This is a genomic window from Imbroritus primus (assembly GCF_964332355.1).
Classification (GTDB): Bacteria; Pseudomonadota; Gammaproteobacteria; order Burkholderiales; family Burkholderiaceae; genus Imbroritus; species Imbroritus primus.
In genome coordinates this window covers 735,493-747,556 of sequence record NZ_OZ201293.1, presented here as the reverse complement: position 1 = coordinate 747,556, position 12,064 = coordinate 735,493, and the positions used below count along the sequence as shown (strand labels likewise).

Genomic DNA, 12,064 nt, shown 5'->3' with positions numbered 1-12,064 from the left:
ATGCCTCCTTCCACTGCCGCGACTCGTGGCTTCACACTGATAGAAACGCTGATAGCCCTGGCCATTCTGCTATTGCTGGCGCAGATGGCGCTGCCAGCGTGGCATGAACACATCCGCCGCATGCATCGCGCCGAGGCGCGCACGGCCATGCTCGAAGCCCTGCTGACCCTCGAGCGGCACCATCTGGCCGCCAACACCTACGGCGACGCGGAAACACCAGGCCAGGTCGCCGGCAACTGGCCTGTCTCGATCCAGCATGCACAGCAGCCGATCTACCGTATCGAGGCCGGCCCATGCACCGCCCTGACGCTCGCCCAGTGCGCCGAATTGCGCGCCGTTCCGGTACGCGACGATCCGCAATGCGGCACGCTGATCCTGCGGACGACCGGGGAAGCGCTGGCGCAGTTGCCGGGTCAGGCAGAAAGCGCTGCCGGTACGGCCACGGCAGGAAATGCCGGATGCTGGTGAAGCCGCCGCAGGGTGTCACGCTGATCGAACTGTTGGTGGCCATTGCGCTGCTCGGCCTGATTGCGGCCCTCGGCATCCCGAACCTGGCCGGCATACTGGAGCGGCAACGGGCACTGCTGCTGGCGGATCGCTTCGCTGCCACGCTGGCCACGGCCCGCGCGATTGCCCTGGCCGAACGCCGGCCGGTGATGATCGCACCGCATGGACAAGGCTGGCGCGATGGCTGGCAACTGTGCGTCGACCATGACGACGACGAGCGCTGCGGCCGTGCCGACAGGACGGTGCAGCAGACGCCTCCGGCACCGTCGGGCGCGCTACTGCAATGGACCAGCAGCACCACCAACGATGACATCCGCTTTGCGCCTGTGGGATACTCTAGGCGTAAGACCGGCGGCTTCGTCGCCGGCACCATGCGAATCATCGTCGGAAACACCATCCGGCTGGTCACGCTGAGCGCACAGGGTCGCGTGCGCATCTGCGCACCGTCGGACGATCCGGCATGTGGCCCAACGCCCTGAGTTCATCGCCCTGAGTTCATTGGCCGCTGTGCGGCTGACCTATGTTTTCTGAAATCGACCACACCTTCATGCTGCAGGCCTTGGCCCTGGCCGAACGCGGCATGTACCTGACGACACCGAATCCGCGCGTGGGCTGCGTCATCGTCCGCGATGGCGATGTGCTCGGCGCGGGATTCACCCAGCCGGCCGGCGGCAATCACGCCGAGATCCAGGCGCTTGAGGATGCCGCCGCGCGCGGCCATGGCGTAGCTGGCGCTACCGCGTATGTGACGCTCGAGCCATGCAGCCACTTCGGCCGCACGCCCCCGTGCGCCGATGCCCTGGTCAAGGCCGGCATCGTCCGCGTGATCGCGGCGATGGAAGATCCGAACCCGAAGGTTTCTGGTCGCGGCCTGCAACGCCTGCGCGAAGCCGGTATCGAGGTCCGCTGCGGGTTGCTGGAGAGAGAAGCACGCGAACTGAACATCGGCTTCGTCGCCCGCATGGCGCGCGGCACGCCTTGGGTACGCCTCAAGATCGCAGCGTCGCTGGATGGCACCACGGCACTGGAGAATGGCGTGAGCCAGTGGATCACCGGTGAAGCGGCGCGTGCCGACGGCCATCGCTGGCGCGCCCGTGCTTGCGCCATCCTGACCGGCATCGGCACGGTCAGGGAAGACGATCCGCAATTGACGGTGCGCGCCATCGACACACCGCGCCAGCCGCAGCGTGTGCTGATCGACTCCCGGCTGGACGTTTCGCCGCGGGCGCGCATGCTGGCGACCGGCGATGGCCCTGCCCCGCTGGTGTTCTGCGCCAGCGACAGCGGCGAGACAGCGACGCGTGCTGAGATCCTGCGCCAGCAGGGCGTGGAGGTGATTCCGGTCGCCAACGCGCGTGGCAAGGTCGATCTGCAAGCCATGCTGAAGGCGCTCGGACAACGCGGCATCAACGAACTGCATGTCGAATCCGGTTTCAAGCTGAACGGCTCGCTGCTGCGCGAAGGCTGCGTCGATGAGCTGCTGATCTACCTCGCGCCGACGCTGCTCGGGCCAGGGCGGGCCATGTTCGATTTGCCACAGCTCGAAACACTCGATAAGCGCATGCAGCTGACACTGCATGATATCCACCAGACAGGCGAGGACATCCGCATTCTCGCGCGGCTGGCCCCCGCCTCTTCTCTGTCTTCCACCACCAAACTGTAGTCTTACCCATGTTTACTGGCATTGTCGCGGCCGTGGGCCGCATCTCCCGTATCGAGCCGCTGGCCGCAGGCAGCGATGCCGGCGTCCGCCTGCGCATCGAAGCCGGAGACCTCGATCTGTCCGACGTCATCCTCGGCGACAGTATTGCCGTACAAGGCGCCTGCATGACCGTGGTCGCTTTTGGCGAGCACCATTTCGATATCGACGTGTCGCGCGAATCGCTCAGCAAGACAGCCGGCCTCGATCAGCCGCGCGCAGTCAATCTGGAAAAAGCGATGCGCCTTGGCGACCGTCTCGGCGGCCACCTGGTGACGGGGCACGTGGACGGCATCGGCACGGTGCGACACTTTGCGCCGGTCGGCGAATCCCATGAACTGCGCGTGCTGGCGCCGCGCGAACTGGCAAAGTTCCTGGCTTACAAGGGCTCGATCGTGGTCAATGGCGTGTCGTTGACCGTCAATGCGGTGCGCGACGTAGCCGAGGGCTGCGAATTCTCGATCAACGTGATTCCTCACACGCTGACAGTCACCACACTGGGCAGCCTGGCGGTCGGCGATGCCGTCAACCTGGAAATCGACCTGATCGCGCGCTACGTCGAGCGCATGCTGGCCCCGCAGCCATCTTGAAGTATTGGCCGAGCCCGGCTTCCCATCCGGGCTCGGCAGCAGCTACTATAGGAGAAACGCGTCGGCGACCGCACATGCCTGACGCAACGATGTCCTGCGCCACACCGCCGTGGCCAGACATCCCGGATGCAGTATTTGCCAACGGGTAGTGGTTCGCCGGGGGCCTGGTTGGCCCCTGGAGCATGTTCTGGCCTGCAGGGGCTTTGCAAGACAACTCGACCGCCTTCCGCCTATGGCAAATTCAACCGAGGTGTTCTCCCTTCCACGCTGGCGCTTGACCCAGTGGCTGGTCGATCCCGGCCGACCGGTCACACCGGAGATCCGGCAGGCGCTCGTCAGCAATCTGTTCGGCTCCCTGTCTGTATTCGTGGGCGGCGTCATCAATACCGTGCTGGTGGCCGTCCTGATTGCCAGCTACCTGCAGCGCCCGCCCTTCTATATGTGGGCAGCGCTGGAAATCCTGATCTGTACCTCCCGTATCATGCTGCTCGTGGCTTCGCGCCGCATGGCGCGTGCCGGCCGCCGCACGCCGACGGACTGGCATCTGGTGCTGGGCCTGGCGTGGGCCGGCAGCATCGGCACCGGCACCTACCTCAGCATCACCAGCGGCAGCTGGCTGGCCGCCGCGTTGGCCTGCCTGTCGGCTGCAGCTATGGTGGGCGGGCTGTGCTTCCGCAACTTTGCCGCCCCGCGCATGACCGGCGTGATGATCCTGCTGGTTCTCGGCCCTTGCGTGGCGGGAGCGATCGCAGCGGGCGAGCCCCTGTTCATGTTGACCCTGATCCAATTGCCGGTCTATGTCATCAGCATGACCTCGGCCGCGTTCCGGATGAACGCGATGCTGATCGCGACCATGGAATCGGAACGCGAGAGCGACCACCGCGCCCGCCACGACCCGCTCACCGGCCTGCCGAACCGAGCCAGCCTGCTGCATGAGATCCAGCGCATGACAGCCCGGCTGCGCGAGACGCATCAGCGGCTTGCGGTGTTCTATCTCGACCTGGATGGGTTCAAGCATATCAACGACATGCACGGCCACGGCAGCGGCGACGAGGTGCTTAAACTGGTGGCCGAGCGCATCCGCGGGGTGCTGCGCGCTCCAACGCAGGCGTTCCGCATCGGAGGAGACGAATTTGTCCTGCTGGTCGGCGAGGCGGAGCGCAATGACCTGCAACTGCTGGCGCAGCGCCTGCTGCGCGTCATCCAGATGCCCTACACCCTGCCGAACGGTCTCCAGGTCAGGATCGGCAGCAGTATCGGCATCGCCCACATCGAGCCGCAGGGACAAACCCCGGACACGATCCTCGAAGCGGCCGACCAGGCCCTGTACATCGCCAAAAGCCGTGGCAAAGGACGTTTTCATTTCGCCGAGGCCAGCTGAGCGCCCCCCGGGGCGCCGGAAACCGCATTTCGCCGCCCCGGACACCGGTCTGGCAGGCCCCGCTTGGCGTACAATAGCGTTCCTCAGCACGATTCACTGACCGGCATTCCGCCCCCCGCATCATCATGACCATAGCCACCATCGAAGAGATCATTGCCGACATGCGCGCCGGGCGCATGGTTATCCTGGTTGACGAAGAAGACCGTGAAAACGAGGGCGACCTGGTCCTTGCGGCGGATGCCGTTACTCCCGAAGCGATCAACTTCATGGCCAAGTACGGCCGCGGCCTGATCTGCCTGACGCTGTCGAGCGAGCGCTGCGCGCAGCTCGACCTGCCGCTGATGGTCAGCCGCAATGGCGCGCCCCATGGCACCGCATTTACTGTGTCCATCGAAGCAGCGGAGGGCGTGACGACAGGCATTTCCGCGGCCGACCGCGCACGGACCGTGCTGGCTGCCGTGGCCGCCGACGCCAAGCCGAGCGATATCGTCATGCCGGGCCACATCTTCCCCCTGATGGCCCAGCCGGGCGGCGTCCTGATGCGCGCAGGCCACACCGAGGCCGGCTGCGACCTGGCCGGCATGGCGGGCTTCGAGCCTGCGGCGGTGATCTGCGAGGTGATGAAGGACGACGGCGAGATGGCCCGCCTGCCAGACCTGATCGAATTCGGCCGCGAACACAATATCAAGATCGGCACGATTGCCGACCTCATCCACTACCGCAGCCGGACCGAGAGCATGGTCGAGCGCATTGGCTCGCGCCTCATGCACACCCCGTTCGGTACGTTCGACAGCCACCTGTACCGCGACGGACCAAGCGGCAAGGTGCACCTGGCGCTGGTGCGCGGCACCCCCGGGCCTGATACCGAAACGCTGGTACGCGTGCATGAGCCGCTGACGGTGCTCGATATGCTCGACCACGCACAGGGTGGACATTCATGGACCGTGCCGGCTGCACTGGCAGCCATCGGCGAGGCGCAAGGGCCGGGCGTGATGGTCATGCTGAACTGCAGCGGCGACTCTCCGGAAGCCCTGCAGGCCCAGTTCTGCCCCCCGCCCCAGGAACGGCCGCGCCGCAAGCACGACCTGCGGACCTACGGTATCGGCGCACAGATCCTGCGCGATCTCAACGTCGGCAAGATGCGCATCCTGGCGTCGCCGCAGCGCATGCCAAGCATGGCAGGCTTCAACCTGGAAATCACCGGCTACGAGGCGATGCCGGGCGGCCCTTCCGTTGCCGGCGCCACCGCCGCTCACGAATAACCGGCTTCTCGCGGAGCCACCAACGAGGTCAAGATCATGGACTACGGATTCTATTCACCCAACTTCGACGGCGAAGGCCTGCGCATCGGTATCGTGCAAGCGCGCTTCAACGAACCCGTGTGCGAAGCGCTGCGCGACGCCTGCATCCAGGAACTGGAACGCCTCGGCATCGAGAGCGAAGACACCCTGCTGGTCACCGTGCCGGGCGCGCTGGAAGCGCCACTGGCCCTGCAGAAGCTCGCCGAAAGCGGCCAGTTCGATGCCTTGATCGCGCTGGGCGCCGTCATTCGCGGCGAAACCTACCATTTCGAGCTGGTCTCGAATGAGTCGGCCGCTGGCATCACCCGCGTGGGCCTGGATTTCAACTTGCCCATCGCCAACGGCATCCTGACCACCGACACGGATGAACAGGCCGAAGTGCGCGCCGCCGAGAAGGGCCGCGACTGCGCCCGTGCCGCCGTGGAAATGGCCAACCTGGTGTCGGCCATGGACGGCCTGCGCAGCGCCGACGATGAAGATGATGAGGACGAGGATGGCGACGACTGATCAGACGCCGGCCGCTCCGGCTGACAAACCCGCCGACAAGGCCACCGCCAAGGCGCCACCCAAGAGCGCGCGTCGCCGCTCGCGCGAACTGGCGCTGCAGGGCCTGTACGAATGGCTGCTGAACCGTACCGATGCCGGTGTGGTGGAAGCGCACCTGCGCGATGCACAGGGCTTCAACAAGGCGGACAAGGCGCATTTCGATGCCCTGCTGCATGGCGCGATCCGCGAGGAAGCCACGCTGACCGCGTGCGTCCAGCCCTTCCTGGACCGCCCCGTGACCGAGCTGTCGCCGGTTGAGCGCGCCGCGCTGCTGGTCGGCACCTACGAACTGACACATTGCATCGATATTCCGTATCGCGTTGTCATCAACGAAGCTGTCGAACTGACCAAGACCTTTGGCGGCATGGATGGCTACAAGTACGTCAACGGCGTGCTCGACAAGGTCGCCGCGCAACTGCGCGCGACGGAAATCGCCGGCCGCCGCTGAGCGATGAGACGCCCGGCCGGCTGGCCGGGTGTGCTCACCCGGTGAGGGCCTGCCTTGCCACCCGGTTGTCGTCGCTCGACGCGTAACCACCTGATTCGCCGTCATCTACAGCGATTCGCCGCCATTCCACACGCTTGTCCACCCTTTTCGCGCTTTTACCATGTCCGCCGACCGCCTTCGCACCGCAGCCCGCCTGGCCCACATCGCCCCATTCCACGTCATGGAACTGGCCAAGCAGGCTGCGGCGCTTGAACGCGAGGGTCGCCATATCGTCCACATGGGCATCGGTGAACCCGACTTCACCGCGCCGGAACCGGTACTGCGCGCCGCCACGGAAGCCCTCCGGCAAGGCATGACCCAGTACACCGGCGCGACCGGCATCCCCGCGCTACGTGAAGCCATCGCCGGGTATTACGCGTCGTACTACGGGTTATCGGTTGCGCCGGAGCGGATCATCGTCACCGCCGGCGCCTCGGCAGCGCTGCTACTGGCGTGCGCAGTGCTGGTAGACATGGGCGACGAAGTGCTGATGCCGGACCCGAGCTACCCATGCAACCGCCATTTCGTGGCGGCTTTCGATGGCCGTGCGGTGATGATCCCGTCGGGACCGGCACAGCGTTTCCAGCTGTCGGCCAGCCAGGTCGAGCAGCATTGGGGAACGCGGACACGCGGCGTGCTCCTGGCGTCGCCATCCAATCCGACGGGCACGTCGATCCTGCCCGACGAACTGGAGCGCATCGTGCAGGCGGTCCGCGCGCGTGGCGGCTTCACGATCGTCGACGAGATCTACCAGGGCCTGAGCTATGACGCCACCCCGGTGTCAGGGCTGAGCTATGGCGACGATGTCGTCACCGTCAACAGCTTCTCGAAGTACTTCAACATGACGGGCTGGCGCCTTGGCTGGCTGGTGGTGCCGCCGTCGCTGGTAGACGCTTTCGAGAAGGTGGCGCAGAACCTGTTCATCTGCCCTTCGGCGGTCTCGCAGCATGCCGCGGTGGCCTGCTTCTCCGAGGAGGCACTGGCCATCTACGAAGCGCGCAAAGCCGAGTTCCGCCAGCGTCGGGCCCTGGTGGTACCGGCCTTGAAGGACCTGGGGTTCGAGATTCCGGTCGAACCGGATGGTGCGTTCTATGTCTACGCGGATTGCCGCAATGTCGCCCACCCCGCCGCCGGCGATGCTGACCGCCTCACCCAGGCCATGCTGCAGGATGCTGGCGTGGTGATCGTGCCCGGCATGGATTTCGGCCCGAGCACGGCACACAGCCATGTGCGCGTGTCCTACGCTACCTCGCAGGCGAATATCGCGCTGGCGATGGAACGGCTCGCGGCCCTGCTCGGGAAAACGCACGGGTAGCAGCAACCTCTGGCTGGCGCCCCTGTTCACGATGGCCAAGGCCGGCAACCATCACAGATACCAATCCCTCGGCGTGCGCTCGCGCGTGAATACCCCGGCCGTGATACAGCCGCGCTCCAGCGCCGGCGCATGACACGGATGCAACGTCGCAAATGAAATACTGCGAATGAAGCGCCCATGAAAAAAGCGGGATCGATCGACTGATCGGTCCCGCTCTTTTACATCTTGCAGGCGAATCTTGTGGCAGATGGGCGCAACGTGCGCACATGACCAGGGTAAACGGCGGGCGTCAGGCCTTGCCGCTGGCCGCAGCCATGACCGGAGCCGTGGCGGGCGTGACACGGGATTCGATGCGCACGGCGTCGGCCTTGGCATCCGCCGCGTCGGCCGATACCGGCGTGAGCTTCGCCTCATGCATTTGCTGTGCCGGGGCGATCGGGGCGGATGGGGCTGCAATGCCTGCGGCCTGGCGCAGCCGCGCACGTTCTGCCAGCACCTTGGCGCCGTAGCCGCCATCGGTGGCCGTGGTTGCACCGACGTAATACTTCAGGCCGCCTTCCAGCGAGCCGGCGCGGGCGATGCAGTCCTTCAGGACCAGCGCGCCGATCTTGATATTGGCATAGGGATTGAGCGCCGCCTTGACGCCGCCGACTGCCTCGTACTTATCCTGATGCACGCGCGTCATGACCTGCATGAGTCCCTGCGCCCCCATGCCGCTCTCGGCATAGGGATTAAAGCTCGACTCGATGGCCATCACGGCCAGCAGCAGCATCGGGTCGACGCCGACTTCCTTGCCGGTGACATAGGCCGCTTTCACCAGTTGCAGTGTCGCGTCATGCGCCACGCGGAACTTGCGGGCGATATAGCTCGCCACCGCCTGGCGCTGTTCGCCGGACGCGAGCGCGCCGGAGCTGCGGGCTTCGGCAGCCACGCGCTGCAGTGGAATCCGGTCGGCGAGATGCGCAACCGACGGCACCGCATGCAAGGCATTCCAGGCGTCCGCGGCATAGCTGGCGGTCGCCTTGCGCACGCCCGCCAACGCACCCGCTTCGGGATGGCTGACAGGCTGGGTAGCCGTCGATGCGTTATCCATGGCATCGCCAGGTACCGGCGCTGCGGACGATGCGCCAGACACGAGGTGATCGGCGACAGCAGCGCGCCAGTCGGTATTCAGGGTCAGCAGCACCGCAGCCACGATGGCCAGCACGCCTGTCCCGCTCAACACCACCTGGCTGCCGCGCTTTGCGCGATGTGCCAAGGGGTGGGTGGCAAACCGCTCGCGCAGCTTGCCGACTGCATTGGAATGAAGGGTTTTCCAACCGTCCATACTTACCTCCACACGGGCCTCCGGCCGGATGACGCAGTGACATCCTGCGATTGCTTCCTGCGGGAGCGTCCCGCAATGGCTTCCATCAACCGGCAGCTCGCTGCCAAGTAAGGACACCCGTCGTTGCCGACGGTGTCGGTGGGGGGCATTCCCCGTGTGCCCCGATCAGGCGCGGCCACGGTGTGGCCACGCACGTCAAATGCGCAAACCTGGCCAGGTACTGACACGCAGTGTCCCGGGCAGGCAGCCTTCCAGAGCGATGAGCCAGCGCGCCGATACGGAGAATTGGTCGCGAAAGCTCACTGTGAAGGCCGGGCGTTTGCTGCCAACATTTATGTTGCAGCGCACCATTCAAATCAGTGAACCGGATTTTAAGTAAGGCTTTTATATCGAGTCAAGCATAAAGAATCTCATAAACATTCTATTTTTATCTAAAGAACAGCCTCCTTGAGCCTGCTGTTGCCCCGTTCGGCCTGACTACGCCTCGGCTTCTGCAATTCCGCCCACTTTTCCAAGACATCGCCAACCAAGGTGTGACGAGGTGTAAAAAAGGGATTTGGCACGGCTTCAGGCACAATCACGGGAACGCACATGCTGCAAACGCATGCGGCACCCCGCTCACTTTTTGCAAATTTCGATGCAATACAAGGACTTACGCGATTTCATCGCCCAACTCGAACGCACCGGCGAATTGCGGCGCGTGCGCCAGCCCGTCTCGCCGCGCCTCGAAATGACCGAGATCTGCGACCGCCTGCTGCGCGCTGGCGGTCCAGCCGCGTTGTTCGAGAACGTGGTTGAAGAAGGCCGCCCCCCCAGCCAATCCCACAGCATGCCCGTGCTCGGCAATCTGTTCGGCACGCCTCGCCGCGTGGCCCTTGGCATGGGCGCGGAATCGATGGAAGCGCTGCGCGACATCGGCCGGGTCCTGAGCGCGCTGAAGGAACCCGAGCCACCGCGCGGGCTGCGCGAGGCGGGCAAGCTGCTCGGGCTGGTGAAGGCGGTGTGGGACATGGCGCCGAAGTCGGTCTCGTCACCGCCTTGCCAGGAGATCGTCTGGGAAGGCAACGATGTCGACCTTGCCCGGTTGCCGATACAGACCTGCTGGCCCGGCGACGTGGCGCCGCTGATCACCTGGGGACTGACCATCACCAAGGGCCCGCACAAGAAGCGGCAGAACCTCGGCATCTACCGCCAGCAGGTGATTGGCCGCAACAAGGTGATCATGCGCTGGCTCGCCCACCGCGGCGGTGCGCTCGATTTCCGCGAGCACGCGCTGGCTAATCCCGGCCAACCCTATCCCGTGGCCGTGGCACTCGGTGCGGATCCGGCGACCATCCTCGGTGCCGTGACGCCAGTGCCCGATACCCTGTCGGAATATCAGTTCGCCGGCCTGCTGCGCGGCGGACGGACCGAGCTGGCGAAGTGCCTGACGCCTTCCCTGTCGCACCTGCAGGTGCCGGCACGCGCCGAAATCGTGCTCGAGGGCCACATCCTGCCGGACGCCAGCCACCGCAGCGGCTACGAGCATGCGCTGGAAGGCCCATACGGCGACCATACCGGCTACTACAACGAGCAGGACTGGTTCCCGGTGTTCACCATCGAGCGCATCACCATGCGCCGCGACCCGATCTATCACTCGACGTATACCGGCAAGCCGCCGGACGAACCCGCCGTGCTCGGCGTGGCGCTCAACGAAGTGTTCGTGCCGCTGCTGCAAAAGCAGTTTCCGGAAATCACCGATTTCTACCTTCCGCCCGAAGGCTGCAGCTACCGCATGGCGGTGGTGCAGATGAAGAAGCAGTACGCCGGCCATGCCAAGCGCGTGATGTTCGGCGTGTGGAGCTTCCTGCGGCAGTTCATGTATACCAAGTTCATCGTGGTAGTGGACGAGGACGTCAACATTCGTGACTGGAAGGAAGTGATCTGGGCCATCACCACGCGCGTCGATCCGGCGCGCGACACGGTGATGGTGGAAAACACGCCGATCGACTATCTCGATTTCGCCTCGCCGGTCTCCGGCCTCGGTTCGAAAATGGGGATCGACGCCACCAACAAATGGCCGGGCGAGACGACGCGCGAATGGGGGCGGGTGATCGAGATGGACAGCGCGGTGCGCGAGCGCGTGGATGCCTTGTGGGAGAACCTGTTTGATGGGGCAGCGCCGCGCTGAGCCGAGGGCGGCACAGCGCGGCTGCGACTTCGGTTAGCATCCGCGCCCGGTCATCGAGGTCTGCGACCGCGGCCGGGCCAGCCTGATATAGAACCGGCCGTCGCGTACTTCGGCAATCTGTCGACCCAGGAGCACGGCTTGCAGCACCGCCTGTGCCTGCACCAGGTCCCGGTCCGCACAGGCTGCCAGTTCGCCCAGGGTCGCGCCGGTCCGGCCGCACGCGATCAGATGGTCCATCATCGCCAGCGCAGCCGTGTGCATCCCTGACGCGATCAGCGACACTGGCGGGCACGGTGCGCTTGCAGGCGGATCATGCGTTGCCGTGAGTGCGTCGGCCCGGCGACGAGCATTTGGCGCCGCTTGTGCGCCTGACGATCCTCTGCGGGAACCTTGCTCCCGCACGCTGACATCGGGACCGGTTTGGCTGGCTGGCCGGTTTCTCGAAATGCATCCGCCGATAGGACTCTCCACAGACAAGTTCGCGGACATACCGGGAGCCGCTTTCGCCATTTTGGCGGCCGCGACATTTGCCGCGTGGTCAAGAAAATGTGGCCCGATCTTACAAAAGCATTCATGTGGAGGCCGGGTTTTCATACCACCAGACATTCATGTTTGTCGCATCTAACGACATGACTGCCGATTTCCTGCATATCCCCGTGACTGCAAACGGATCGGCCTGCCCGGGGAGCTGGTCCAGGTGTGCCCTGAAGACTCGCGTGCTTTGGAGTATTCTTGCCGAAT

Annotated in this window: 12 protein-coding genes; 10 read left to right on the top strand and 2 right to left on the bottom strand. The window is 65.0% G+C overall.

Annotated elements, in window-relative coordinates; translation table 11 throughout:
- The 9 genes from ACQ3C8_RS03370 (at position 1) to ACQ3C8_RS03330 (ending at position 7,826) form a co-directional block, all read left to right on the top strand.
- On the top strand, positions 1 to 468 hold the full coding sequence (locus ACQ3C8_RS03370; protein WP_428852465.1) for a type IV pilin protein: 468 nt from the start codon (positions 1 to 3) through the stop codon (positions 466 to 468).
- Entirely contained in the window at positions 459 to 986 is a 528-nt protein-coding gene (locus ACQ3C8_RS03365) for a GspH/FimT family pseudopilin (protein WP_428852464.1), read from the top strand. Before ACQ3C8_RS03370 ends, ACQ3C8_RS03365 begins: the two co-directional genes overlap by 10 nt.
- A gap of 41 nt (positions 987 to 1,027) precedes the next feature.
- A complete protein-coding gene (gene ribD / locus ACQ3C8_RS03360; RefSeq protein ID WP_428852463.1) occupies positions 1,028 to 2,170 on the top strand; it encodes a bifunctional diaminohydroxyphosphoribosylaminopyrimidine deaminase/5-amino-6-(5-phosphoribosylamino)uracil reductase RibD in 1,143 nt (380 codons plus the stop codon).
- 8 nt (positions 2,171 to 2,178) lie between these two features.
- Complete coding sequence (locus ACQ3C8_RS03355; protein WP_428852462.1) at positions 2,179 to 2,796, top strand: riboflavin synthase; 618 nt, start codon at positions 2,179 to 2,181, stop codon at positions 2,794 to 2,796.
- 232 nt (positions 2,797 to 3,028) lie between these two features.
- Positions 3,029 to 4,177 carry a diguanylate cyclase domain-containing protein gene (locus ACQ3C8_RS03350; protein ID WP_428852461.1) on the top strand — a complete coding sequence of 383 codons (1,149 nt, stop codon included), beginning with the start codon at positions 3,029 to 3,031 and terminating at the stop codon, positions 4,175 to 4,177.
- A gap of 125 nt (positions 4,178 to 4,302) precedes the next feature.
- Positions 4,303 to 5,439: a bifunctional 3,4-dihydroxy-2-butanone-4-phosphate synthase/GTP cyclohydrolase II gene (gene ribBA, locus ACQ3C8_RS03345; protein ID WP_428852460.1), complete on the top strand. Its 1,137-nt coding sequence runs from the start codon at positions 4,303 to 4,305 to the stop codon at positions 5,437 to 5,439.
- Between the two features lie 36 nt (positions 5,440 to 5,475).
- Positions 5,476 to 5,985, top strand: coding sequence for a 6,7-dimethyl-8-ribityllumazine synthase (ribH, locus tag ACQ3C8_RS03340; RefSeq protein ID WP_009521884.1), 510 nt, complete (start codon positions 5,476 to 5,478; stop codon positions 5,983 to 5,985).
- The gene (gene nusB / locus ACQ3C8_RS03335) at positions 5,972 to 6,472 is read left to right on the top strand and encodes a transcription antitermination factor NusB (protein ID WP_428852459.1); all 501 of its coding nucleotides are present in this window, start codon (positions 5,972 to 5,974) and stop codon (positions 6,470 to 6,472) included. Before ribH ends, nusB begins: the two co-directional genes overlap by 14 nt.
- Positions 6,473 to 6,632: 160 nt before the next feature.
- Positions 6,633 to 7,826 (top strand): pyridoxal phosphate-dependent aminotransferase, encoded by a 1,194-nt coding sequence (locus tag ACQ3C8_RS03330; protein WP_428852458.1) that lies wholly within the window; start codon positions 6,633 to 6,635, stop codon positions 7,824 to 7,826.
- A gap of 289 nt (positions 7,827 to 8,115) precedes the next feature.
- Here the strand turns inward: ACQ3C8_RS03330 and ACQ3C8_RS03325 are convergent, their stop codons facing one another.
- A complete protein-coding gene (locus ACQ3C8_RS03325; protein ID WP_428852457.1) occupies positions 8,116 to 9,153 on the bottom strand; it encodes a transglycosylase SLT domain-containing protein in 1,038 nt (345 codons plus the stop codon).
- Between the two features lie 637 nt (positions 9,154 to 9,790).
- On the opposite strand from ACQ3C8_RS03325, the gene ubiD reads away from it, so the two are divergent.
- Positions 9,791 to 11,323 carry a 4-hydroxy-3-polyprenylbenzoate decarboxylase gene (gene ubiD / locus ACQ3C8_RS03320; protein WP_428852456.1) on the top strand — a complete coding sequence of 511 codons (1,533 nt, stop codon included), beginning with the start codon at positions 9,791 to 9,793 and terminating at the stop codon, positions 11,321 to 11,323.
- A gap of 33 nt (positions 11,324 to 11,356) precedes the next feature.
- Here ubiD and ACQ3C8_RS03315 read toward each other — a convergent pair whose 3' ends face one another.
- Entirely contained in the window at positions 11,357 to 11,605 is a 249-nt protein-coding gene (locus ACQ3C8_RS03315) for a hypothetical protein (RefSeq protein ID WP_428852455.1), read from the bottom strand.
- Positions 11,606 to 12,064 lie beyond the last annotated feature (459 nt).